The sequence below is a fragment of the Pauljensenia sp. OF14-1SRA genome (genome assembly GCF_027694595.1).
GTDB classification, from domain to species: Bacteria; Actinomycetota; Actinomycetes; order Actinomycetales; family Actinomycetaceae; genus Pauljensenia; species Pauljensenia turicensis_B.
The window spans coordinates 248,331-271,445 of sequence record NZ_JAQEVQ010000001.1; the positions used below are offsets into that span (position 1 = coordinate 248,331).

Below are 23,115 nucleotides of genomic sequence, written 5' to 3' on the forward strand. Positions count from 1 at the left end.
CTCGCTTTTCACCGCCCTCGTCGGGTACTCTGATTGAGTTGCTCCGGCGAGGGCGGTTTCTCTATTCCGCCGTTATCGACAGGGCCTTTCGGATCTTTACCGGTCGCCTGGGTTCTTCGACGCTTGAGCGTGAAACCTTAATACTCAGGAGGACATTTCTTATGAGCGATAACCCGATCCTTGTCGCCACCACCCGCACCGAGTTCGGTAAGGGCGCCGCACGTCGCGCTCGCCGTGCGCAGATGGTTCCGGGCGTTGTTTACGGCCACGGCGAAACCACCCACCTCGACCTTCCCGAACACGACCTGTTCCTGATCGTTCGTGGTAACAAGAACGCTCTTGTTGAGCTCAAAATCGACGGCACGTCGCAGCTCGCACTTGTCAAGGACATTCAGCGTCACCCGGTCAAGCGCAACCTGCTCCACGTTGACTTCCTGGCCGTCAAGGCTGGCGAAAAGGTTGACGTCGAGGTCGCAATCGTCGTCGTCGGCGAAGCAGTCCCCGGCACCACCCACAACGTCGAAGAGCACACCGTGACCGTCAAGGCTCCGGCAACCGACATCCCCGAGTCTATCGAGGTTGACGTGACCGGCCTCGAAGCTGGCACCGTTGTCCGCGTCTCCGACCTGGTTCTGCCGGCCAACGTTGAGTGCGAACTCGACGCCGAGCAGGATGTCGTCATTATCTCCGAGCTCGCTGCAGAACCTGAAGAAGAAGCTCCGGCAGAAGCGGAAGAAGAAGGCGACGCTGAGTGAGAACTAGCGCGTAGCGTTTTCTTTCAAGGCGGGCGGGTCGTATGTGCGGCTCGCCCGCCTTGCTGTGTCCAGGGGAACATGGAGCGATCGGGGTTAATGGCCAAAATGTGTGTATGGGCTCGGCGTGTCGTGGCTGGTTTATCGTCCTGCCCAGCCTTTGCGGATGTGTAGGGAGCCGTCTTGGTAGGCGGGGTTGTAGTCGATGGCGGTGTCGTAGCCGGTCGGGCCGATTGGGTCGGTGGTGGCTGGGTGTGGGGGTTGTTGGCTGGTGTTGTGGCGGTGATGTGTCAGCCAGGTGATAGGGTCTGCCGGGTCGATAGATTTTTGGTTTAACAGCCATTCGACCGCTGTTTTCATGTGGGGTTCGGATAGGCCGCGGTGGGTGTTTAGTAGGCGTCGGATCGGGGCGTTAACCCCGCCTTCAAGGCGGCTGGTAGTGCGTTGAATATCAAGCCCAGTGAGTTTCGGGTCGAGCCAGGTAAATAAGTAACCGAACCGGGCTAGGCGTTCAAGACGTTTATAGGCTTTTCGGGCCCGCTTGTGTGTCCACCACCATTTCCTTGCCCCTGGCTCGGTAGTGTAGGTTTTCTCGTTAATGTAATCGCGATATACCCGATACCAGTGTTGTAACAGGCTTAGCCACTTTCTGGCGTCTTCGGGTGTTTTAAGGCCCATCAGCTGGTTTGCTAGTCCCAGTAGTGTCTTACCAGCCGGGCTTTGTGGGTTATGGGTTAGATCAGTGATGGTGTTAGCCCGAATATGGAAAAGACAGCGCTGGATGCGGCTTTGTGGCCAGGTCAAACGTAGTGCTTTGGCGATGCCTGCCCCGCCGTCAGTAAGTACTACCGTCGGGGCGGGTAGCCGGTTCATTAATGCTTGGTAGGCGGCAGAGTTTTCCCGTTGGCACCACTGCCAATCGATAATCTTTTCCCCGTTGGTAGCGGTGATTAGGCACCAGCCGTAGGCAAGATAGATTCCATCAAGTAGCACCTGATCGTAGACCTCGCCAGTAACCTGTGGTTTAGGCGCCTCGACGTGCCAACACCAGCTGATTCGCCTGCTGAAAGTCCGTCTAGGAATATCGAGCTGTTTTACGCCTCCTTTGCCTAACAACCAGTCCAGAAACATACTGGCTTGGGCCTTAGCCGTTATATCGGGGCGGGCCTGAGTAGTCGAGGCACCACAAGATTGACAACGCCAACGAGTCCTACCTGCGCTAGTGGAACCATTCTTAACTAGCTTCCAGCCACATACCCCACAAACAGGTTGATTACAAACACCCTTCACACCACATGCTCTCAAAGCATGTGCAAACCCCTAAAACCCCTAGTCAAACCAGCAAAAACAGCGATTCTGTACACACATTTTGGCTATTAACCCGCGGATCGTTGCCGAGGTAAGCAGTGGCCCCAGAAGGCGGGTGTCTAGTTTTATCGTGTGAGGCGACGTTCTTGGGTACTAACCCACGTTGTTGGGGTTTGTGGGGCTGTTTTTGTCGCCTCGCCCGCCTTCAACGTCTGCGTAGACTATGAAGCGAGGGCACACTCCCACTGCGAGTGATTGAGTGCGAGCTACAGCCTGAAAGAATCGTGAAACTAAATCCTGCGAGTCGAAGCGAGAACACGAGTGAGTGAAACATCCGGGCCATGTCCGGCGGTGGGTGGTGTGAAGATCCCGGCCTCGTACCCCAAGCAGGCTGATCCAACGACGTGTGGGATTGCGACGCTTGCTGTGCTTGCTGCCCGTGCGAACGCGGATCCCGTGTACTTGTCTTTGCCACCTGATAAGCGTGAGCGCGCGCAAATTCATCTGCATCGTGTTGCGTCGCGCGTGGGTGTGCCGTGGCCTCAGGCGCTGGGTACGTCGCCGTGGGCGCTGGCGAAGTTGGCTTCGAAAGCGACGGGGGAGCGCCACCGTATTGTTGTGCGCGGGAAGCACCTTCGTGTGGCTGTCGATTCCGCTCTTTGCCGAGGCCGGGATGTCTTGGTTTTCACCGGTGGCGGGGATACGCCCGGGTCGGCGTGGATCCCACGGCATGTGGTGCTTTTGCTTGCGGGTGGCACGGATACGGGAATGTACGCGGTGTTTGAGCCTTCAAGTGGCACGGTGTTCCGCGTGAATGCGGACGATTTCTACGCCGGAGCCCCAAGCGCTCGCGCCTCGATGGGGCACTGGAAGAACGTACTCTGCGCGGTTGCGCCGACTGAGTAAACAGAGTGTGAGTTGTACTAAACGGAGTGCGGGTTGTATCAGACAAATACGAGACCGAGAAGCTTTGCCCTTTTAGAAAGTCGGGAGCGCGTCTGAGAGAAGGCGGCCTCGTGACACATACTTTTCCGTGAGTAACGCGAAAGTGGTAGCGGCTGCCAGGCCGTCGGCGTCACGCACCATCGCCGGATCCAAACAATAGCCGAAAGCTTCATCGCACCCGAACACGATGCCTGGCGTGCGCGCAACGTGCGACATCGAATCGGCACTACGAGCTACGCGCACGTGGAAACGCGTAGCAACACGCTCAAGCGCATCCGAACACGACTCGGCGGCAACCAGCACGGCGTCAGAATCCATCGCGTGGCGTCGCGCGACTTCGGATGCCAACAGGTAGGCGACCGTATCGTTGTCGAGGTACTCCCAGTGCGGATTATCCCCACCAAAAGGGAGTCCAACGCGCAGGCGACGGCCATTATCAAAAGTAATAACAACCAGGTCAGCGCCATTCTGGGACGCATGGTCAAGAACTCGTTGAGCGGCAACGTCGTCGACGCCAGCGTTCGACGCACCAATAACGTCAACATCACGAAAACCGATGCGTTCGCAGATCGTGGTTGTCAGCAATCGAGTAGCTGCGTATTCGGGTGCGTACACAATCTTCGATTGCTTCTCAGTCGCGGGCTTACCTAGAACGACTCGATCCACGTACGCGTCCACCATGCCTTGGCCGATGAATTCCCAACCGGATTCGGCGCGTGGAATGTCGGGCATAGCAGGGGCAGATGCGGTGAACGTATCGATTGCGGTGCGTTCTTCAGCAGTGACCAAGACGCCTTCAGCTTCGCGTGAGGTTGCGCGTCCACCGAGTGCAAACTCCACGCGCGGAATACCGCCTGCGCGCGGGGAAGAAGCTGGGCGCAAAATGATCGCCGCGTCAGAGAGCAACATTCGTAGGCTGAAGGCTCCAATGGGGGAAGGAAGCGCGCGAGGAATCACCAGTGCGTGCCCGCCGGCTGCCTCAATGATGCGGGCAACGTCGGTCAGGTTCTGCGTTTCTGCGCCATCTTCGCTTTGGGGCGCGTGGTCGTAGCCGACGACCACGCGGAAACGTTCGCCGATTTTCTGTTCCAGGTATGCGGCAATCCCCCAAGCACTACGTGCAAATACCTCGATGTCGTTCATGGGTTTAAGGCTAATATCTGCGCTGGTCATAGGGATATTTTTTGTTAAGAATTGGTCGGCCCCACAATGAAACATCTAGGGGTTTTCTTCGCGTCGGGAAAGAAAGAGGGGCGGAGACTGGCGTTAGCCGTTCTAAGAAAACAACGAATGTGTGGGCATGTGAGGCTGAAGTGGGGACAACCACGTATCCTCAAAGCAGGTGCCGTCTTCGCCGTTGTGAAATGTGCGATGTCGGTGGTGAAGAACACGTTGTGGGACACTGAGAGGCGACAACCGTGACGCATTTGCGAACAGATGACGTGGTGGACCTGACCTGCGACCTCATCGATATTCCGTCGGTCAGCGGCGACGAAAAGGCGATCGCGGATGCGATTGAAGAGGCGCTACGCGGCGCCTCGCATCTGGAAGTCCTGCGTGATGGAGATGCGATTGTGGCGCGGACGAACCTGGGGCGTTCTCAGCGAGTGATTATCGCCGGACACATTGACACGGTGCCGATTTCCGGGAATGTGCCACACGTCCGCGAAGAAACAGATGGGGTTGAGAGGGTTCGAGGCCGGGGGACTGTTGACATGCTCGGCGGTGTGGCCGGAGCCCTGTATGCTGCACTGAAGCTGAATGAACCGAAACATGACGTGACATGGGTTTTCTACGATCATGAGGAAGTTGCGGCTTCCTTGAATGGGCTGGGGCGCGTCTATCGCAATCATCCCGATTGGATTGATGGTCAGTTCGCGATCCTCGGTGAACCCACGAATGCTCAGATTGAGGGTGGTTGCAATGGAACGGTTCGTGTGATTGCGACGGTCTCGGGTGTTGCTGCGCACTCGGCTAGGGCGTGGCGAGGCGATAATGCCATCCACAAGGTAGCGCCAATCATTGAAAAGATCGCCATGTTCGGCAATCCGGTGGTGAATGTTGACGGGTTGGACTTTAGAGAATCCCTGTCCGTCACCCGAATTGACGGTGGTATCGCAAACAACGTCATTCCCGATTCGGTGCGTTTGACCGTGAATTATCGTTTTGCTCCATCGATGTCGCCGGCGGACGCGATCGCTCACATCGAGTCCTACTTTGATGGGGTCGATGCACTCTTTGAAATTGACGACGAATCAGAAGGTGCTCGCCCCGGTGCGGACTCTGTTTTAGCGCAGGAATTCATCGAAACAGCACGTCGAGTCATGGCACCAGAAGGCGAAGACCTCAGCGTGAGTGCGAAGGTTGGGTGGACCGATGTTGCTCGCTTTTCTGCTCTTGGGATCCCGGCGATCAATTGTGGTCCGGGTGATCCGCTTCAAGCTCATACTCAAGATGAAGCAGTTCCGGTCTCCCAGCTCCGCCACTACGCGAAGATACTGATTGATTATATGGGGGCGGCCTCGTCGATCAGCGAAGAACGAAACTAGAATCGAAGGACGTGGCAGCCTACCGCCACTATTTCAAGGAGAAAATATGAGCGAAACTGTACGTCACTCATACCAGCGTGGCCCGGTTGTCCTGCGCGGTAAAGCAATCCCGAAAGAAACATCGGACGCGAGGCTCTTGCAGGCGCAGGAGACCTCGGATTGGCTTCACGCAGACCCCTGGAGAGTATTGCGAATCCAAGCTGAGTTCGTTGAAGGCTTCGGTGCCCTCTCTGAAGTTGGGCCCGCGATCTCGGTCTTCGGTTCGGCTCGCACTCCGGAGAACGAGCCCTACTGGACGGCCGCCTACGAAATCGGGCGCATGCTTGCCGAGCGCGGAATAGGTGTCATCACCGGTGGGGGTCCGGGTGCGATGGAGGCAGCGAATAAAGGCGCGTGGGATGCCGGTGGAACGTCTATTGGTCTTGGCATTGAACTGCCACACGAGCAGGCGCTCAATCCATGGATCACAGTGGGTATTAACTTCCGCTACTTCTTTGCGCGTAAGACGATGTTCGTGAAGTATTCGCAGGGCTTCATCGTCATGCCTGGCGGTTTTGGCACCATGGACGAATTATTCGAAGCAATGACCCTAGTCCAGACTCGCAAGGTTGGTTCCTTCCCGATTGTCCTGGTCGGTACCGAATACTGGTCAGGGCTGATCGCCTGGATCCGCGAAAAGATGATTGGAGAGGGAACCATTTCCCCCGAAGATATTGATCTTGTGAAGATTGTTGACGATCCTGCCGAAGCAGTTCGTATCGCCTGCGGAGGATGATGAGTCTCTTTCCTCGCGAACTTGTGGTGATTACAGGTAAAATAGGGACGTTATCGTAACGCGACCGCGTTCGCGGACAGTAGGAACAAGGAGCGGCACATGGCAGCCATGAAGCCAAGGACCGGCGACGGACCGTTGGAAGCCACCAAAGAGGGGCGCGGAATCATCATGCGAATCCCTAGCGAAGGTGGTGGCCGTCTCGTCATCGAACTGACCCCGGATGAAGCTTCGGCTCTTGCGGAAGCGCTCGCTCAGGCGGTTTGAGCAGATTTTTATACAGCGCGGGCGTGACCAGCATAAATGCTGGTCACGCCCGTTTTGTTTGTCGCTCAGCGCTTCACCGCAACCGCCAGTCCGTCACCGACGGGCAACAGACAGGGCACGAAGTCTGGGGATTCGCGCAGGAAGCGGATCAGTTCGCGACACATCACGGTTTCAGCGTCGCGACGAGCCGGATCACACACTTGATCGTTCCACATGGCGTGTACGAGCGCGACGGTGCCACCGGGGCGCAGGATGCGCACGGCGTGATCCAAGTATTCGGGGGTTTGGGAGATGTCCGCATCCAGAACAACCAGGTCGTAGCCTCCGTCGGTCATGCGGGGCAGAACGTCGAGCGCACGACCAGAAATGGTGCGGATACGTTCGGAGCCGATTCCGGTGCGGTTGAACATGGCTCGGGCCTGCTTGTGGAACTCGACTTCGGAGTCGATGGTGGTGAGGACACCATCAGGACTCATCCCGTCGAGGAGCCACAGGCTGGACACGCCAGCGCCGGTTCCGACCTCAAGGACCGCGCGTGCGCCGGTCAAGGCTGCGAGCATACGCAGGGCCGCGCCGGTGCCGGGCGACACGGGGTTAGCACCGAGTTCATTTGCTGCGTCGCGGGCTTCAAGAAGAATCTCGTTTTCGGCGATGTAATCTTCGGCGTACACCCAAGATTGAGCCTTATCTGCCATCGAAGGGCCTTTCCATATAAAAGAATCAGTTGAAAGTGATGTCTAGGCATAGCCTAACGCCCTCACGCTTCGCGTGAGGGCGCCTAGTAGGGACAAAGTTACTTATTAAAGGACCCGCCGGGGCCTTGGATGCCCAAGGGATCGACGTTGAGCAACGATGTCGAAGTGATTGCCCACGCAGGGCAATCGTTCAGTTCTTGATGGGGGAGACCCCAAGCGGGCGACCCGCCAGGCCTCGTTCCGTCTTGCCCAGTGCTGTTGCCAGCGCGACGAGTTCACTTGCAGCCGGACCACCATCAAGGGAAACGGGGCGTCCGGCATCTCCGCCTTCACGCAACGCGATGTCCAGTGGGACCTGCGCCAACAGCGGAACCTCGTAACCGAGCTGAGCCGTCAGGCGAGCGGAAACCGATGCGCCACCGCCGGAACCGAAGAGCTCCAACTGAGAGCCGTCGGGCTGAGGCAAGTAGGACATGTTTTCGACAACACCGATGACCTTCTGCTGGGTCTGCGATGCGATGGAACCTGCACGTTCTGCGACCTCGGCGGCAGCAACCTGCGGGGTCGTGACGACCAGGACCTCGGAATTCGGCAGTAGCTGCGCGATTGAGATGGCAACGTCGCCGGTGCCCGGAGGCATGTCAATGAGCAGAACATCCAGGTCCCCCCAGAAGACATCAGCCAAGAACTGCTGGAGTGCGCGGTGCAACATGGGACCGCGCCAGATGACGGGCTGGCCGTCGGGGACGAACATACCGATGGACATGACCTTGATACCGGAAGCGCCGACGGGCGGAATAATCATGCCGTCGATGACCTGCGGGTCGTGGTCGACGCCTAGCATACGCGGAATCGAGAAGCCGTAGATATCGGCATCCATGACGCCGACCTTCAGGCCTGCCTGCGTCATCGCGGCAGCAAGGTTCGCGGTCATGGAGGATTTGCCGACGCCACCCTTACCGGAAGTAACAGCGATAACACGGGTCAGCGAATTGGGCTGAGCAAACGGGATTTCGCGCTCGGGGCGACCACCGTTCAGTTTTTCGCGCAGAGCTTTCTTCTGTTCGTCGGACATGACACCCATATCAACCTTGACGTTTTCAACGCCCTCAATGGCGCCAACAGCTTTGATGATGTCAGCGTTGATCGTGGTGCGCAGCGGGCAACCGGCGGTGGTCAGAAGAACCTCGACGGTGACGGTGGAGCCGTCAATGGTGACCTGCTCGGCGCTGGTCATGTTGAGGTCGACGATGGGACGGTGAATTTCGGGATCGATGACCGTTTCGAGCGCGGCCATCACCTGATCGATTGAGACAGACATGCTCTTATCCTACGTTGGCGTGCGCGTGGGGTCGTTTCCTAAGCCGGCCGGTGCACGAAAGTGAGTGTCAAAGCGTAGGCAACCGCCATTTTCCCGCCCCCAAAGTCAGAAGCCCGTGGCGTGCGGATATGAGTAACGCGGGCGGTGAGTTATTCGAATTCCGCCCAATGCACAAGGCCACGCTTATCTCAGCGGGCGGCCTCGTTCCCTGAAACGTGCGCGGAATCCGGCGAGGTGCATTCTTCGGCGGACTCATCAATGCTCGAAGCGGATTTCTGGGAGGCAAGCAGTTCGGCGTGCAATTCTTCGCGAATGTCCTCACGCAAGGATTCGACCAGATCGCGTAGCTCGGAACGCACGAAGTCACGGGTGGCAACTTCCTGGACGGACAGGCGCAGGCTCGCAATTTCGCGGGTCAGATATTCGGTGTCAGCCAGATTGCGCTCGGCGCGCTGACGATCCTGCTGGGCCTGGACACGGTCGCGGTCATCTTGACGGTTCTGCGCAAGAAGAATTAGAGGAGCGGAATACGACGCCTGGGTTGAGAAAGCAAGATTGAGCAGGATGAATGGATAGGGATCCCACGCATACTTCTGCGACACCTGGTACAGCACGACATTCGCCATGATCCACGTGACCACGAAGATCGTCATGTACAAGATGAACTTCGGCGAGCCCATGAAACGGGCGGTCGCTTCGGCGAACTTGCCGAAACTATCACCCGATGACTTGCGACGCTTGAAGAAGCGGAAGCCAGCTTCGCGGGGAGTATCTAGACGTTCAGCCATCAATGCTCCTTGCCATCATGCGGTCAGTGACCTCGTCATCGTAATCGCGCCAGTCTTCTGGTAGCAGTTCGTCTAACACGTCGTCAACGGAGACTGCGCCCAGAAGGTGCGCGTCTTCATCTACGACGGGAAGGACTGTCAGATTGTACGTTGCCAACAGTCGTGTGACAGTTGCGACGTGAGCCTGCGGGGAAACGGCCTCAATATCAGAGTCGAGGATTGTGCCCAGCAGAGTCTGCGGGGGCTCGCGCAGGGCGCGCTGAATGTGGACCATACCCAAGTATGGGCCGGTCGGAGTCTCTTCCGGCGGGCGAGTAATGAACGCGACGGTCGCAAGGGACGCGGGAATATCTTCACGGCGCACAGAAGCAAGCATCTGCGCCACAGTTGCATCCGGGCCCAGCACAATCGGCTCGGTCGTCATCAGCGAACCTGCCGTCGACTCGGCGTAGGTGAGCAGTCGGCGAACGTCCTTAGCTTCCTCTGGCTCCATCAGGTTCAGCAGGTGCTGAGCCTGGGCTTCGGGAAGTTCGGAAACGAGGTCCGCTGCGTCGTCAGGCTGCATGACGTCCAGAACGTCTGCAGCTCGGGCTGCTTCAAGGCCGGACAGAATGGCAACTCGGTCATCGTCGCCGAGCTCTTCGAGGACGTCGGCTAGACGCGCGTCAGGCAGTTCCTTCGCGACAGCCATCTGGCGTTCGGCAGGCAGATCATGCAGGAAGTCCGCTAGGTCGGCAGCACGCATATCCTCGGTCTGCTGAATAAGAGTCGCCGCGGACTGTTCCACGTCGCGACTACGCAGGCCGGTCACCTCAGAAACCGAGACGTTCAGCGTCTCGCCGGAACGAATGAACCCCAGTGCCGTCGTGCGCTGGCGTTGCACGTGAAGCTTTGAAATCACCCAATCCTTCGGGCGACGTCGCTCCATCGCAACATCAAGGATCTTCACATCGCCCGAACCATCGTTCAACGCAACAACTCGGTCGAACAGCTGACCAAGCACCAGCGTCTCCATGGGACGCAGGGTGAACGAACGCATATTGAGCAGACCCGTCGTAATAATCGACCCGGACTCAATGGACGTCACGCGTGTCATTGGCAAGAAAACACGCTTACGCGGACCGACCTCGACGACGAATCCGATGACGTTCGCGGCTGATCCATAGCGGAAAATCACGACGACATCGTGGATCTTTCCAACCTGATCCCCGATGGGGTCAAAGACGGAAGTACCTGCGAGCTTGCCAATGTATACGCGTCGCCCGGCTGTTCTGAGTTCCATAGGTGCGCTGTTCACAGGGACAGCCTATGCCCTTGGGTGGAATGATAGTGGATAGCACGTAATGAAAACTGTCCAGTTTGTGAGGAATAAAACCCATGGCGCAACGCCCGAATGACCTGAACTTTGGCATGCCGGTAATGCCGACAGGGACCGAGGTGGCCTCATACCAGACCTACGCGGAAGCTCAGGGAGCGGTCGACTACCTGTCCGACCAGGAATTCGACGTCAAGTCGATTACGATCGTCGGCACCGACTTGCACCTTGTTGAGCGCGTAACCGGTCGGATGACGATGGGACGCGCGGCCCTGTCAGGCGCCTCCAGTGGCGCTCTGTGGGGTGCCTTCATGGGCTTGATGCTGTCCTTCGCAGCACCGAACGGATCGGCGTTCGTGTGGGTTGGCATTGGCATTCTGGGTGGTGCGCTCGCGGGCATCATCATGTCGGGTCTGCTGTATGCGATGACGAGTGGGCGCAGGGATTTCACGTCCCAGTCACAGACTGTGGCGTCGCGATACGCGCTACTTGCGTCAGCGGATATCGATCGCGCGTTCCAGATGCTGCAGAAGACGCCGGGTAACCAGATGCGTCCGAAGCCGCGTCGAGTTTGCCCAGAATCCACCGGCCCGACCGAATACGGGTCGCGCCCGGACGAAAAGCCTCGTTTCGGTGTCCGCTTGAGTGATGGCTCTGCGTCTTTTGCATCTTCCTCTTCGGGGAACGAGGCCGATCCTGCTTCCTCAGACTCTCTTTCTTCCGAAGGATCGGAGCCTACTCGCGGTGGAGTCCACGCTGGCCAGCCCGCAGGAGAAAAGGCTGATTCTAACGACGCAGACGATTCCAAGCCAGTGTATGGACGCCATCGGGCAGACGACTGAACAGCAAGGTGGGGAGCAGGCATTGCCTGCTCCCCACCAGCGTGAGTTGAAAACGGTCAGTCGAAACTGATGCGGCTCAGCTTTGCTGCGCCGCCGCGATCCACGCCTCGACGTCTTCAATGGTGCGCGGGATATTCTCGGAGATTCGCGTGACCGAACCGTCTTCGTTCACGATCACGTCATCTTCGATGCGCACGCCGATGCCACGGAATTCTTCCGGAATCAGTTCGTCGTCGGCACGGAAGTACAGGCCGGGTTCGATGGTGAAGGTCATGCCCGGTTCGAGCAGTGCCTCCTGGTACATCTCGCGACGCGCCTGAGCGCAGTCGTGAACGTCCAGACCCAAGTGGTGGCTGGTGCCGTGAGGCATCCAACGACGGTGTTGTTGACCTTCAGCGGACAGGGATTCTTCAACGGTGACCGGAAGTAGACCCCACTCGCGCAGACGAGTGGCAATGACCTGCATTGCTGCGTCGTGAATGTCCTTGAAGCGGGTGCCAGGTTCGTTTGCTCTGGCAAGCGCGGCCTCGCACGCATCCAAAACAGCCTGGTAGACACGTGCCTGGACCTCGGTGAACTTTCCGTTGACCGGCAGTGTGCGGGTGATGTCGGCGGTGTAGAGGGAATCGACCTCAACGCCAGCGTCAACCAGAACCAGATCACCCTCGTTCACCGGACCATCGTTGTCGATCCAGTGCAGAGTGTTCGCGTGATTGCCCGATGCTGCGATCGTGTCGTAGCCAAGACCGTTGCCCTCTTCGCGAGCAACCACACCAAAGGCACCCTCAATGACGCGCTCGCCACGATGGTGACCGACGGCGCGGGGAAGAGCCTTCAAGATATCGGTGAAGCCCTGATAGGTGACATCGACCGCGCGCTGAAGCTCAGCGATTTCGAACGGGTCCTTGCGCAAGCGGATTTCCGACAGGCGCTCTTCAAATTTCTCGTCTGCTTCGCGGGCGTCGTCTCCGGCCTTCAATCCAGCCTGAGTACGAACCTCGTTCACCATTGCTTCAACGTTCGCATCCACACCGCGCACGATGCGCAAGTTGATCAGCCCGGCGTCCTTCGACAGAGCGTCGCGGAGCGTATCGATGTGCTCGCAGCGGAGTCCGGTCTCGGCGCTGACCTCTTCCAAAGAGGGGCGGGCGCCCACCCAGAACTCGCCGTAGGTTGCGTCGGAGTAGAACTCCTGGGAAGAACGCGAAGCGCGCGGGCGGAAGTACAGAACCGGCTCGTGTGAGCCGTCTTCATGCGGTTCAAGAACCAGGACAGAATCGGGTTCGCGCTCGCCGCCGAGGCCTGAAAGGTGCGCGAAAGCGGAGTATGCGCGGAAGCGGTAATTGCAGTCGTTATTGCGCACCTTGTACGTGCCCGCGGGAATCACCAAGCGCTCGCCCTTGAAAGGCTTGCCGGCTGCTTCGGCGCGCTCGGGCAGATAGTCGGCTGCTCCACTGCGCTTCATTTCCGTCTGGATACGAGGCCCCCAACCGGAGCCCATGAACGCGCGGAACGCATCCGACGAGGGGCGACGGCTTCGTCCTTCCCCTCGCTGAGCCATCGATGCGGGCGCTTCTTCCGCCTTGTTTTCCTGCGTTGACTGAGTATTCGTCGTGTCGTTCATAGTCTCCATGATGGCACTTTCGGGCGAAGGTCGATACTCTCAGTTTTATGCTCCGAATTGATTCCCACACTCACACCGCGTATTCAGATGGCACCGATACGCCAACTGAACTGCTTTTCAAGGCTCGCGATGCTGGTCTTGACATGATCGGATTGACCGACCATGACACGTTTGCCGGGTGGGATGAAGCTGAGGCGAGCGTCAAAGAATCGCGCGTCGCGTTAATCCGAGGCGTTGAAATGTCATGCGCGGCCTCGGGGATCACGGTGCACCTGCTGGCATATCTGCCAGACCCCACGAACACCGGACTGCTTGATTGCTTCGAGAAAGCCCGAAATTCTCGCGAAACTCGCGCCCAGCGAATGGTTGAAAACCTCGCGGAAGACTACCCGATTACGTGGGATACGGTCCTCGAATTTGCTCCCGATGGTGGACCAATCGGCCGCCCTCATATCGCGGACGCTCTGGTCGCAGTCGGCGTTTTTGAAAACAGGTCGCAGGCTTTTGAAAAGATCCTGCATCCGTCCGGTCCTTACTTCGTTCACCACTGGGCGCCGGATCCTGTCGAAGCGACAGAGCTTGTTGTGAAGGCTGGGGGAGTGCCTGTTCTGGCGCACCCGAAAGCGCGTGCGCGCCAGCGTTTGCTCCCCGACGAAGTCATCTACGACATGAAGGATGCCGGGCTCTTCGGAATCGAACGCGATCACCGCGATCATCAGGCTGAGGACCGCGAGGTTGTCCAACGATTGGCCGACGGTCTGGGGCTTGCGATCTTCGGCTCATCTGACTACCACGGTTTGGGAAAACCGAACCAGTTGGGTGAGAATCTAACGGATCCTGAAGTAATTTCTCAGGTTGAAGACGCAGGAACAATGGAGGTAATTCGCCCGTGAACGCATCGTCGTATTTTGATGTCACACTTTTTGCGACGACGTTTACGACCCTGATCGTCATTCTCGATCCCTTCGGCGCGATCCCCGTCTTCCTCGGTTTAACCGGTCGCCTGAAGCCACAGGCGCAAAAAAAAGCTGCCAGCCAGGCAACGATTATTTCCTTCTGCATCATCTTGGCGTTCGCCGTTCTTGGTCAGCAGATTCTTCGTCTCCTACAAATTTCGATGGAGGCACTGAAGCTTTCCGGCGGTGTCTTGCTGTTCCTTGTCGCAATGGAACTGCTGATGGGCAAAGACAGCGATGAGCCCGATACGGGTGACCCGAACGTCAACGTCGCCCTGGTTCCGCTGGGCACGCCTCTTCTGGCAGGCCCCGGCGCGATTGTTGCCGTCATGGTGTCCGTCGCGCAGGCTCATGCCTCTCTTGCGGGGTGGATCGCCGTCGTGTCGGCGGTCGTTGTCGCTCACCTGATTATGTGGTTCGCCATGTACTTCTCGCTGATCCTGTCGCGTTTGCTTGGCACCGGTGGCATCATGCTCCTGACGAAGATCATGGGCCTTCTCTTGGCCGCTATTGCGACCCAGCTGGTCATGGGTGGCATCTTCGACTTCATTGCTGAAGCGGCAATTTAAGGTCTTTTTCCTTGAATAAGGGGTTTGTCCCTTTTGGATCTGTCCGGGTGAAACTCGGTTGATTATCATCGATAACGGAAACGTTTCCGTAAAACGCGCTACACTAGTTCCCGTGGGGTGAAAACTCCCACTGTGGCTCACCTTTCAAACGATCACTTTTGGCGCAATTGCCCAGAAATAGTCGGTAATCTCGTAGCTAGGGTGTCTTTGCCAAAGCGGCAAATGAGCCACGACAACATTGAACACTGGGAGTACCTATGACTCAGAACCTCAGCCAGACCCTGGCAACGCAGGTCCGCGCGGTCTCTGGCCGTCCGATCGCAAAAGCCACCAAGATGGAGCTCTGGCAGGGCCTGTCAGCCGCAGTTGTTGATCAGATTGCCGACTCGTGGGATGCAACGACCGAAACCTACGCCAAGGGTCGTCAAGAGCATTACTTCTCCGCAGAGTTCCTCATGGGACGTGCTCTGCTGAACAACCTGTCCAACCTGGGCCTTGTTGACGAAGCGCGTGCCGCACTCGCCGAACACGGCGACGATCTCTCTGTCGTTCTCGAAGAAGAACCGGACGCGGCCCTCGGCAACGGTGGCCTCGGCCGTTTGGCGGCCTGCTTCCTCGATTCCTGCGCTACGCTCGATCTGCCGGTCGCCGGCTACGGCATCCTCTACCGCTACGGCCTGTTCAAGCAGTTGTTCGACAACGGCTTCCAGACCGAACACCCGGACCCCTGGATGGAAGAGGGCTATCCCTTCGTCATCCGTCGTGAAGAAGCCCAGCGCATCGTTTCTTACGCTGACCTGACCGTCCGAGCAGTGCCCTACGACATGCCGATCACCGGCTACGGCACAAAGAATGTCAACACTCTGCGCCTCTGGCGCGCAGAGCCTGTCGAGGAATTCGACTACGACGCCTTCAACTCGCAGCGCTTCACCGACGCTATCGTCGACCGTGAACGCACCAACGACATCTCGCGCGTCCTCTACCCGAACGACACCACGTTCGAAGGCAAGGTCCTGCGCGTTCGCCAACAGTACTTCTTCTGCTCCGCATCCCTGCAGGCCATCGTCGATAACTACGTCGAACACCACGGCAAGGATCTGACAGACTTCGCGAAGTACAACGCGATCCAGCTGAACGACACCCACCCGGTTCTGGCCATTCCGGAACTCATGCGCCTGCTCATGGACGAGCACGAACTCGGCTGGGAAGAAGCCTGGGCAATCGTCGCCAAGACCTTCGCGTACACGAACCACACTGTTCTGGCCGAAGCCCTCGAAACCTGGGAAATGACGATCTTCGACCGTCTGTTCCCGCGCATCGCCGAAATCGTTCGCGAAATCGACCGTCGCTTCCGCCTTGAGATGGCAGAACGTGGCTTGGAACAGTCGACCATCGACTACATGGCACCGGTTTCCGGCAACACGGTCCGCATGGCATGGATTGCCTGCTACGCCGCCTACTCGATCAACGGTGTTGCAGCCCTGCATACCGAGATCATTAAGCGCGAAACCCTCAAGGAATGGCACGACATCTGGCCCGAGCGCTTCAACAACAAGACGAACGGTGTCACCCCACGTCGTTGGCTGAAGCAGTGCAACCCTCGTCTCGCATCTCTTCTCGATCGCGTCACCGGCTCTGATGAATGGGTCGTGGACCTCTCCGTCCTGTCCCGCTACGTTGACTCCGCTTCCGAGGATGTTCTGGACGAACTCACCTCGATCAAACACGCCAACAAGGTTGACTTCGCGGCGTGGGTCAAGGAACGCGAAGGCGTTGACATCGATCCCGACGCCATCTTCGATGTTCAGATCAAGCGCCTGCACGAATACAAGCGCCAGCTGTTGAATGCTCTGTACATCCTTGACCTGTACTTCCGCATCAAGGATGATCCGACGCTGGACGTCCCGAAGCGCGTCTTTGTCTTCGGCGCAAAAGCAGCCCCCGGCTACATCCGCGCAAAGGGCGTTATCAAGCTGATCAACACGATCGCTGACCTGGTCAACAACGACGAAGACATCAACGGTCGCATCAAGGTCGTCTTCATCCACAACTACAACGTGTCTCCTGCTGAGCACATCATCCCGGCAGCCGACATCTCCGAGCAGATCTCCACTGCGGGTAAGGAAGCGTCGGGCACATCGAACATGAAGTTCATGATGAACGGCGCCCTGACCCTCGGCACTCTCGATGGTGCAAACGTTGAGATTCTCGACGCCGTCGGTGACGAGAACGCCTACATCTTCGGCGCCACCGAAGACGAACTTCCCGAGTTGCGTCAGAACTACGATCCGCGCTGGCACTACGAGAACGTCCCCGGCCTCAAGCGAGTCCTCGACGCTCTGACAGACGGCACCTTGGATGATTGCGGTTCCGGTTGGTTTCACGATCTGCGCTGGTCGCTTCTCGAAGCCGGCTACGAGCCCGCCGACGTCTATTACGTCCTCGGCGACTTCGCGGCCTACCGTGACGCGAAGGATCGTATGGCCACCGACTACCGCGATGCACGCGGTTGGGCGCGTAAGGCGTGGGTCAATATCGCTCAGTCCGGTCGCTTCTCTTCTGACCGTACGATCGCCGACTACGCGAACGAGGTCTGGAAGCTTGACGCAACGCCGATCGACTGATCTGGCGACGCGCTAGTTTCTGCTAGCTTCTCGCTGGCTTTGTGTTGGCTTTGCGCCGGCGCTCTGCTGGCTCTGACTGTGGGGGCAGGTCCGAAAGGCCTTGTCCCCGCAGTTTTCTGTGTGCGCGGTCGGGTTTGAGTGGGAGACGGGACGCCTGCTGGCGTGTGTGCCTCTGCGTGGGGTGTTTTGGGGGGCAGGTTTGATCGTGTGAAGCGTTATTTTCACGCTGTCTGCAGTACTTCCCGGTTTCCTCGCCTCGTATGACGTTGTCGGTCGCCTGCGAGGCTCACGCCGTCGGTTTTTCGTGTGAGGCGATATTTTCGCGCTGTCTGTGCTGGTTCCCGGTTTCGTTGCCTCGTGTGAGGTTGTCGGTCGCGTGCATGACTCCTGGCGTCGGGCGGATTTCGTTGCCTCGTGTAATCGAAGGAGTAGAGCACCCACCCTCACCCCTCGCGCCTGTATTAAGCGCTTGACACAGTACCTCGCGGAGTGTCATAGTATTACTGTATTAATACAGCGATACAGGAGGGAGGGGCGTGACTATCGACGATTCTCGACCAATTTGGGTCCAGCTAGTTGAAACGTTCCGGATCAATATCGTGTCTGGAGCTTGGCCGCCGTCCTCGAAGATTCCTAGTGTCCGCGAACTGGCACTACAAGCGGGAGTTAATCCGAACACGATCCAGCGTGCCCTTGGTGAATTGGATCGTCAGGGACTGACCGAAGCTGAACGCGCGCAGGGGCGTTTCGTCACCGCGGACCAACACGTGATCAATGCGACCAGGGCAGAGCTCGCCCTCGATGCAACTCGCGATCACATCACTACTGTCACGCAACTCGGGCTGAGCCTCGATCGGGCGCAGGAGTTGCTTGCTGAACAGTGGACCGACATCGAACGCACAACACGCGAAGGTGATGCGCAATGACATCGACACATGCAGTTGTTCAGGTGAAAAACTTGACGAAAACCTATGTGAGTGGCGCGACTGCCCTGCAAGGTGTGAATTTTGAGCTCAAGCCGGGCACAATCACTGGCCTGGTCGGCGAAAACGGTTGTGGAAAAACGACGCTACTGAAGATCATGGCGGGCGTTCTTTTCGATTGGGACGGGACTGTTCTGATCGAAGGTGAGAAGCCAGGAGCCTCTACGAAGGCGCAAGTCGCATTCCTTCCCGCCTTGGATTTCTTGGATCCGATGTGGGATGCGAATAAAGCAATTGACGTGTACTCGCGTTTCTATTCGGATTTCTCGGCTGAGAAGGCGCGTGAAGGAATCGACTACTTCGGATTGCAAATGGATCAGCAGCTGAAGTCCATGTCGAAGGGCATGGGGGAGAAACTACAGATTGCTCTGCTGATGGCACGCAGTGCTGAGCTGTACCTGTTGGACGAGCCTCTGTCGGGCGTGGATCCAGCGGTGCGTGACACGATCATGCAGGGGATTCTGCGCGACTTTAACCCGGATTCGGCGATGCTGATTTCCACTCATTTGATTGCTGACGTGGAGCAGATTCTGGATGACGTCATCATGATGCGGGCGGGGAGCGTGCTTGTTCATGCGAATGTGGACGATCTGCGAGCCGACTATGGCCTGTCGCTGGAGGGTATTTTCAAGAAGGAGTATCGCTGATGTTTGGCACCTTGTTTGGGTATGAATTGCGTGAGAACGCAAAGTCGGTTGCGCAAACGTTAGGCATCCTGCAGGTCATGTGCCTTGTTGCCTTCGTGGCGGTCGCTGTTGATTTCCCCGTGTTTTCAGGCTTTTCTAGTAGCTTTGCTCTGCTTGTGGCTCCGATGATGCCGCTTGCTGTTCTATTGGTTCTGGCTCAGGCGTATTGGAAGAGTATGCACGGTCAGATGGCGTACTTTACGCATTTGCTACCGGTTCGTGGCCGGGATCTTTTCTGGTCGAAAGTGCTGGTTGCCTTGGTGTATGCGTTAGTAGCGATCGTGTTGACCCTGGTGAATTGGGGTGTGCTGGCTCTACTGAAGGCTCACAAGGCGGGGCTGAGCGTGCAGGAGTTCTGGCATCGCACCGCTGTCATTTGGGATCTTCCGAGCTGGATTGTCTGCTTCGCTGTGGTGGCTGTTGTGGTGCAGTTGGTGACGATTGTTCTTGAGGTCGCTGGTGTAATGAGCCTGAGTGCTCGCGAGCGTTGGCAGAAGCATGGCTTTGGAGCTGCGGTAGTGGGTTTCGTGATCCTCTATCTGGCGAATCAGGTGGTGACCTTTGCTGCGATGGCGTTCTTCCCACTGAAGATGGATATCAACACGGGCGAATTACGTTTCGGCTTTTGGGTCACGGACCTAGTGAATGCGCTGTTGACTGATACGGATCCGCAGTTTGTCGGCATTGGTGCGCCCGTAGGGGTGGTCCTGCTGGCAATCGGTGTCGCATGGTGGAGTGTGCGTTCGATCGAGCGCCACACGTCGGTGCGTTAGTTCCAGCTTCCGACTGTCGGGCTTCGTCACAATCGACGAGGTTCCGCACGGACCTTGGGGGTAGGGCGCAAATGCGCCCTACCCCCAAGGTGTATTGCATTGAATTGTGCTTCCAGCTCTAATGTTGTTTTCCTGAACTGAAATTATTATTTGGGGAATCAGTTACCAGAACTCTTGATATTCTTTCGCACTCGAGCTTCCCAATGGGAGCGTTTTACACAACCCAATGCTCAAGAAAGATGAGAGGCAAGAATGAATGCCCTACTCGGCGCTGTCACCCTTGTCCTTACGGCGGCGCACACGCTGACGCCGAGCCTTCGGCGCTGAGCCCTCAGTGCGCGGAGCCTGCGTGTGGTTGCCACGACCGCGCCCTTTCGTTCCACGGTCAGAACGACCCTGCTGGCCCGCATGGAACTCGCGATCCCCGTCTTTTGAACGGCGATTACGTTCCGGTGAGTGCGAGCGTCCCTTCGAACCGGATCCACCCTTGCTACCTCCGCGCCCCGAACCGGAGCGAGCACCCGAACGGCCAGAGCGGCCTCGTGAACCGTGATTGCCACGCGGCGAAGAACCACCCAAGTCCTCTAGCACCTCGGCGTTCAAGCCCGCAAGCTTACGCTGTGCGCGTGGCAGGCGACCCGTGGTTTCCGGCGCAATATCAAGGTCGGTGAACAGGTGGTGAGAGGTGTGGTAGGTTTCCAGCGGTTCCGGAACCCCCAAGCCCAGCGCCTTCGAAATCAGTGACCAACGCGGCGTATCATCCCAGTCCACGAACGTGACCGCGACGCCCGAATGTCCCGCGCGACCGGTACGGCCAATACGGTGGATATAAATCTTCTCGTCTTCGGGGCACTGGTAGTTAATGACGTGGGTGACGTCGTCAACGTCGATGCCTCGTGCAGCAACGTCGGTGGCAACCAACACGTCCACCTTGCCATTACGGAAAGCGCGCAAAGCCTGCTCACGCGCCCCCTGACCCAAATCGCCGTGCAACGAACCAACTGCGAAACCGCGCTCCGTCAAGTCCTCGCCAAGGCGAGCAGTAGTGCGCTTCGTGCGGCAGAAAATGATCGAACGGCCACGGTCCTCAGACTGAAGGATTCGCGCGACAACCTCGACCTTATCCATCGCGTGAACACGGTAAATCACCTGCTTCACGGAGTTCACGGTCTGGTTCTGATCCTCGGGATCCTGAGCGCGAATGTGCGTCGGCTGTTCCATGAACTTACGAGCCAAAGCCACAACCGGGCCGGGCATGGTCGCCGAGAACAGCATCGTGTGGCGGTTCGCGGGAGTACGTGACAGGAGAGTCTCAACGTCGGGCAGGAAGCCCAGATCGAGCATCTCATCGGCCTCGTCCAAAACGACCGTTTCCGCGCCGTTCAGATGCAGAACACCCTTACGCAGCAAGTCGATCAAACGACCGGGTGTGCCCACGACAATGTCCGCGCCCTTTTCCAGCGCCTCGATCTGCGGTTCGAATGCGACGCCGCCGTAGATTTCAACAATGCGCGTCGACAGGTACTTCGCAGCATCGCGTAGATCGTTAGCAACCTGCTTCGTCAGCTCGCGCGTCGGCAGGATGATCAGAGCCTGAGGCATGTTCGGGTTCAACAACTCGTCATAGCCGTCTTCATCAGGAGCAATAACGTCTTCCAGAACCGGAATACCGAAACCGAGTGTCTTGCCCGTACCCGTCTTCGCCTGACCAATAATGTCGTGGCGGTCAAGAGCCGGCGGAAGCGTCAGCGCCTGAATCGGGAACGGGTGCGTGATCCCCTTTTCTTCCAGCGCGTCAACGATCGGGTCGGTTACGCCAAAATCAGCGAAGGACTTGTGCTCAAGATCCTCGTCGCCCGTGTCCACAACGTCCGGCGTTGCTTCGGGTTCAACGCAGACCGGAACAATATTGCCTAGGCGGACAACTCCTGCAGAGTATTCAACGGTTTTTGGTTCGCTTGTGGCCTGCGCATCAGCTTGCTGAGCGGTTGCGGTGGCCTCGTCAGTATTTTCAACGGGCACATTGGCGCCCTGGGTATTCGTGGAAGTCACGATCTGCCTTCTCTCCCGGACACGCCGGGGTGGGGATAGCAGCCGATCGCGCATTATCGAGGCGCAAAGCGCGCGCAAAAACATGGTATTCAAAGCGACCGGTCAGCTGTGGTCACTCCCATTGTACGCTGGCGCATCAGTTTTCATCCCAAGGTTATGGTCACACTGCATTCACGAGGCCACCCCGACCGCCCGGGTGCGCACGTTCAGTATGCGCACGGGGTGGGGAAAGTGCGCAGGTCGCGTGGACATTCGTCTTCACAATTGAGATATCGGGGGAGTGCAGACGAGGCTAGGCTTGGAACATGGCTACTGAAAACGGTGCGGTTGAAGCCGCAGATATTGAAGTAATCGGTCTGCTCGCGTTCACGGCACTCGCCGCAATGACGCGACTGTCAAAGGACGGCGATCAAGCGCCGACCATCGAAGCCCATATCGAGCATGCGCGCATGTCCGCACAGGCTTTTGAGCTCTTCACCCAGCTTGAAGCCTGGTGCGCGAACCGTGACATCGACCTGCCTGCAGCAGCCGGACAGTACAACGGTCTCTACGACGATCTGGATGCTCGCACACGCCCGACAACATGGTTCGAGCGCTCAGTGAAAACCTACGTGACCATGGGAATCATCTCTGACCTGCTCGGCGAAATCGCTAGCCGTCACGAACTCTTCATCGAAGAAGCCGGAAACTGGGATGTCGCGCAGGGAGCATGGGTTCGCGACAATATCGCTCCGCTGATCTGCGCAGACGAGCAACTCGGCGCCCGCCTGTCCTTGTGGGCGCGACGCGTCGCTGGTGAAGCACTCGGTCTTGTGCGCGCAACACTGTTTACGCACCCCGCCCTTGGCCAGGACCCCGACACTGTTGATGCGATCGTCGCATTCGTCACCAAGCGTCACGGTGAACGTATGGAGCAGATTCATCTGAAGGCCTAACAGCGTCAACTTTCAGCCTGACAAACCTGAACGCTCTTCTGCGAGCTGCGGAAGAGCGTTCAGTGTATGAAGACCGGGCTTCAGATCATGAAGCCAACGCGACGCTTGGGCTCATCAGCAATCTGCACGAAAGTCAGCGCGCGTCCGGGCACAAGATAACGAGCGCCCTCGGCGTCCGTCAGATCCAGAAAAGAGTCGCCTGTGAGCGCTTGAGCGACCTTTGCGGTCAGCTCATCAGCGGTCAGATCCAACTCAAGATGCAGTTCACGAGTACTTTCGCGAACGCCGACGATGATATTCATACCCACTCCTTCACTCAATGAGTAATCTGTTTTTCGAACCTGACTTTAATGCTATGC

General features: G+C 57.8%; 22 protein-coding genes. 13 read left to right on the top strand and 9 right to left on the bottom strand.

The genetic code is table 11. The features are described 5' to 3' along the window. Positions 1–161: 161 nt before the first annotated feature. Positions 162–755 (top strand): 50S ribosomal protein L25/general stress protein Ctc, encoded by a 594-nt coding sequence (locus PG731_RS01085; RefSeq protein ID WP_270771558.1) that lies wholly within the window; start codon positions 162–164, stop codon positions 753–755. Between the two features lie 138 nt (positions 756–893). On the opposite strand, the gene PG731_RS01090 is transcribed toward PG731_RS01085, so the two are convergent. Further along, the gene (locus tag PG731_RS01090) at positions 894–2,042 is read right to left on the bottom strand and encodes an IS1249 family transposase (protein WP_270771559.1); all 1,149 of its coding nucleotides are present in this window, start codon (positions 2,040–2,042) and stop codon (positions 894–896) included. Between the two features lie 339 nt (positions 2,043–2,381). Here PG731_RS01090 and PG731_RS01095 point away from each other — a divergent pair, with 339 nt between their 5' ends. After that, positions 2,382–2,966 carry a hypothetical protein gene (locus tag PG731_RS01095; RefSeq protein WP_270771560.1) on the top strand — a complete coding sequence of 195 codons (585 nt, stop codon included), beginning with the start codon at positions 2,382–2,384 and terminating at the stop codon, positions 2,964–2,966. A 72-nt stretch (positions 2,967–3,038) separates the two neighbouring features. Here PG731_RS01095 and PG731_RS01100 read toward each other — a convergent pair whose 3' ends face one another. Continuing rightward, positions 3,039–4,178, bottom strand: coding sequence for a hypothetical protein (locus tag PG731_RS01100; RefSeq protein WP_270771562.1), 1,140 nt, complete (start codon positions 4,176–4,178; stop codon positions 3,039–3,041). A gap of 245 nt (positions 4,179–4,423) precedes the next feature. On the opposite strand from PG731_RS01100, the gene dapE reads away from it, so the two are divergent. The 3 genes from dapE to PG731_RS01115 all read left to right on the top strand — a co-directional run bounded on the left by dapE (position 4,424) and on the right by PG731_RS01115 (position 6,593). Continuing rightward, positions 4,424–5,554 carry a succinyl-diaminopimelate desuccinylase gene (gene dapE, locus PG731_RS01105; RefSeq protein WP_270771564.1) on the top strand — a complete coding sequence of 377 codons (1,131 nt, stop codon included), beginning with the start codon at positions 4,424–4,426 and terminating at the stop codon, positions 5,552–5,554. 46 nt (positions 5,555–5,600) lie between these two features. Further along, positions 5,601–6,329, top strand: a complete 729-nt coding sequence (locus tag PG731_RS01110) for a TIGR00730 family Rossman fold protein (RefSeq protein ID WP_101627982.1) — start codon at positions 5,601–5,603, stop codon at positions 6,327–6,329. Between the two features lie 99 nt (positions 6,330–6,428). Then, complete coding sequence (locus tag PG731_RS01115) at positions 6,429–6,593, top strand: DUF3117 domain-containing protein (protein ID WP_006680905.1); 165 nt, start codon at positions 6,429–6,431, stop codon at positions 6,591–6,593. A 65-nt stretch (positions 6,594–6,658) separates the two neighbouring features. On the opposite strand, the gene PG731_RS01120 is transcribed toward PG731_RS01115, so the two are convergent. The 4 genes from PG731_RS01120 to PG731_RS01135 form a co-directional block, all read right to left on the bottom strand. Continuing rightward, positions 6,659–7,288 (bottom strand): O-methyltransferase, encoded by a 630-nt coding sequence (locus tag PG731_RS01120; protein ID WP_270771568.1) that lies wholly within the window; start codon positions 7,286–7,288, stop codon positions 6,659–6,661. Between the two features lie 190 nt (positions 7,289–7,478). After that, positions 7,479–8,609, bottom strand: coding sequence for an Mrp/NBP35 family ATP-binding protein (locus PG731_RS01125; RefSeq protein WP_270771569.1), 1,131 nt, complete (start codon positions 8,607–8,609; stop codon positions 7,479–7,481). A gap of 188 nt (positions 8,610–8,797) precedes the next feature. Further along, positions 8,798–9,397, bottom strand: a complete 600-nt coding sequence (locus PG731_RS01130; RefSeq protein WP_270771570.1) for a DUF1003 domain-containing protein — start codon at positions 9,395–9,397, stop codon at positions 8,798–8,800. Beyond that, the gene (locus PG731_RS01135) at positions 9,390–10,679 is read right to left on the bottom strand and encodes a magnesium transporter MgtE N-terminal domain-containing protein (RefSeq protein WP_101627978.1); all 1,290 of its coding nucleotides are present in this window, start codon (positions 10,677–10,679) and stop codon (positions 9,390–9,392) included. The genes PG731_RS01130 and PG731_RS01135 overlap by 8 nt, the downstream gene beginning before the upstream one ends. A 95-nt stretch (positions 10,680–10,774) precedes the next feature. Here PG731_RS01135 and PG731_RS01140 point away from each other — a divergent pair, with 95 nt between their 5' ends. Further along, positions 10,775–11,554, top strand: a complete 780-nt coding sequence (locus PG731_RS01140) for a general stress protein (protein ID WP_270771571.1) — start codon at positions 10,775–10,777, stop codon at positions 11,552–11,554. A 76-nt stretch (positions 11,555–11,630) separates the two neighbouring features. Here the strand turns inward: PG731_RS01140 and PG731_RS01145 are convergent, their stop codons facing one another. After that, a complete protein-coding gene (locus PG731_RS01145; protein WP_442952634.1) occupies positions 11,631–13,178 on the bottom strand; it encodes an aminopeptidase P family protein in 1,548 nt (515 codons plus the stop codon). 47 nt (positions 13,179–13,225) lie between these two features. Here PG731_RS01145 and PG731_RS01150 point away from each other — a divergent pair, with 47 nt between their 5' ends. The 6 genes from PG731_RS01150 (at position 13,226) to PG731_RS01175 (ending at position 19,769) form a co-directional block, all read left to right on the top strand. Next, the gene (locus PG731_RS01150; RefSeq protein WP_270771575.1) at positions 13,226–14,071 is read left to right on the top strand and encodes a PHP domain-containing protein; all 846 of its coding nucleotides are present in this window, start codon (positions 13,226–13,228) and stop codon (positions 14,069–14,071) included. Continuing rightward, positions 14,068–14,703 (top strand): MarC family protein, encoded by a 636-nt coding sequence (locus PG731_RS01155; RefSeq protein WP_270771576.1) that lies wholly within the window; start codon positions 14,068–14,070, stop codon positions 14,701–14,703. Before PG731_RS01150 ends, PG731_RS01155 begins: the two co-directional genes overlap by 4 nt. Before the next feature lie 257 nt (positions 14,704–14,960). Then, positions 14,961–17,327: a glycogen/starch/alpha-glucan phosphorylase gene (locus PG731_RS01160; protein WP_270771577.1), complete on the top strand. Its 2,367-nt coding sequence runs from the start codon at positions 14,961–14,963 to the stop codon at positions 17,325–17,327. 536 nt (positions 17,328–17,863) lie between these two features. Further along, on the top strand, positions 17,864–18,253 hold the full coding sequence (locus PG731_RS01165; RefSeq protein WP_195225756.1) for a GntR family transcriptional regulator: 390 nt from the start codon (positions 17,864–17,866) through the stop codon (positions 18,251–18,253). After that, positions 18,250–18,957: an ABC transporter ATP-binding protein gene (locus PG731_RS01170; RefSeq protein WP_270771578.1), complete on the top strand. Its 708-nt coding sequence runs from the start codon at positions 18,250–18,252 to the stop codon at positions 18,955–18,957. Before PG731_RS01165 ends, PG731_RS01170 begins: the two co-directional genes overlap by 4 nt. Then, entirely contained in the window at positions 18,957–19,769 is an 813-nt protein-coding gene (locus tag PG731_RS01175) for a beta-carotene 15,15'-monooxygenase (protein WP_270771579.1), read from the top strand. The genes PG731_RS01170 and PG731_RS01175 overlap by 1 nt, the downstream gene beginning before the upstream one ends. 261 nt (positions 19,770–20,030) lie before the next feature. Here the strand turns inward: PG731_RS01175 and PG731_RS01180 are convergent, their stop codons facing one another. Then, complete coding sequence (locus PG731_RS01180) at positions 20,031–21,821, bottom strand: DEAD/DEAH box helicase (protein WP_270771582.1); 1,791 nt, start codon at positions 21,819–21,821, stop codon at positions 20,031–20,033. 305 nt (positions 21,822–22,126) lie between these two features. On the opposite strand from PG731_RS01180, the gene PG731_RS01185 reads away from it, so the two are divergent. After that, positions 22,127–22,756 carry a ferritin-like fold-containing protein gene (locus PG731_RS01185; RefSeq protein WP_270771583.1) on the top strand — a complete coding sequence of 210 codons (630 nt, stop codon included), beginning with the start codon at positions 22,127–22,129 and terminating at the stop codon, positions 22,754–22,756. A gap of 80 nt (positions 22,757–22,836) precedes the next feature. Here PG731_RS01185 and PG731_RS01190 read toward each other — a convergent pair whose 3' ends face one another. Next, entirely contained in the window at positions 22,837–23,058 is a 222-nt protein-coding gene (locus PG731_RS01190; protein ID WP_101627966.1) for a DUF3107 domain-containing protein, read from the bottom strand. Positions 23,059–23,115: the final 57 nt, after the last annotated feature.

What these genes read in the sequence shown, in the direction of transcription:
- PG731_RS01085 (WP_270771558.1), top strand. Translation starts at nt 162, where the DNA reads ATGAGCGATAACCCGATCCTTGTCGCCACCACCCGCACCGAGTTCGGT.
- PG731_RS01100 (WP_270771562.1), bottom strand. Translation starts at nt 4,178, where the DNA reads ATGACCAGCGCAGATATTAGCCTTAAACCCATGAACGACATCGAGGTA.
- PG731_RS01110 (WP_101627982.1), top strand. Translation starts at nt 5,601, where the DNA reads ATGAGCGAAACTGTACGTCACTCATACCAGCGTGGCCCGGTTGTCCTG.
- PG731_RS01115 (WP_006680905.1), top strand. Translation starts at nt 6,429, where the DNA reads ATGGCAGCCATGAAGCCAAGGACCGGCGACGGACCGTTGGAAGCCACC.
- PG731_RS01120 (WP_270771568.1), bottom strand. Translation starts at nt 7,288, where the DNA reads ATGGCAGATAAGGCTCAATCTTGGGTGTACGCCGAAGATTACATCGCC.
- PG731_RS01125 (WP_270771569.1), bottom strand. Translation starts at nt 8,609, where the DNA reads ATGTCTGTCTCAATCGATCAGGTGATGGCCGCGCTCGAAACGGTCATC.
- PG731_RS01130 (WP_270771570.1), bottom strand. Translation starts at nt 9,397, where the DNA reads ATGGCTGAACGTCTAGATACTCCCCGCGAAGCTGGCTTCCGCTTCTTC.
- PG731_RS01135 (WP_101627978.1), bottom strand. Translation starts at nt 10,679, where the DNA reads ATGGAACTCAGAACAGCCGGGCGACGCGTATACATTGGCAAGCTCGCA.
- PG731_RS01140 (WP_270771571.1), top strand. Translation starts at nt 10,775, where the DNA reads ATGGCGCAACGCCCGAATGACCTGAACTTTGGCATGCCGGTAATGCCG.
- PG731_RS01145 (WP_442952634.1), bottom strand. Translation starts at nt 13,178, where the DNA reads ATGAACGACACGACGAATACTCAGTCAACGCAGGAAAACAAGGCGGAA.
- PG731_RS01150 (WP_270771575.1), top strand. Translation starts at nt 13,226, where the DNA reads ATGCTCCGAATTGATTCCCACACTCACACCGCGTATTCAGATGGCACC.
- PG731_RS01160 (WP_270771577.1), top strand. Translation starts at nt 14,961, where the DNA reads ATGACTCAGAACCTCAGCCAGACCCTGGCAACGCAGGTCCGCGCGGTC.
- PG731_RS01170 (WP_270771578.1), top strand. Translation starts at nt 18,250, where the DNA reads ATGACATCGACACATGCAGTTGTTCAGGTGAAAAACTTGACGAAAACC.
- PG731_RS01175 (WP_270771579.1), top strand. Translation starts at nt 18,957, where the DNA reads ATGTTTGGCACCTTGTTTGGGTATGAATTGCGTGAGAACGCAAAGTCG.
- PG731_RS01185 (WP_270771583.1), top strand. Translation starts at nt 22,127, where the DNA reads ATGGCTACTGAAAACGGTGCGGTTGAAGCCGCAGATATTGAAGTAATC.
- PG731_RS01190 (WP_101627966.1), bottom strand. Translation starts at nt 23,058, where the DNA reads ATGAATATCATCGTCGGCGTTCGCGAAAGTACTCGTGAACTGCATCTT.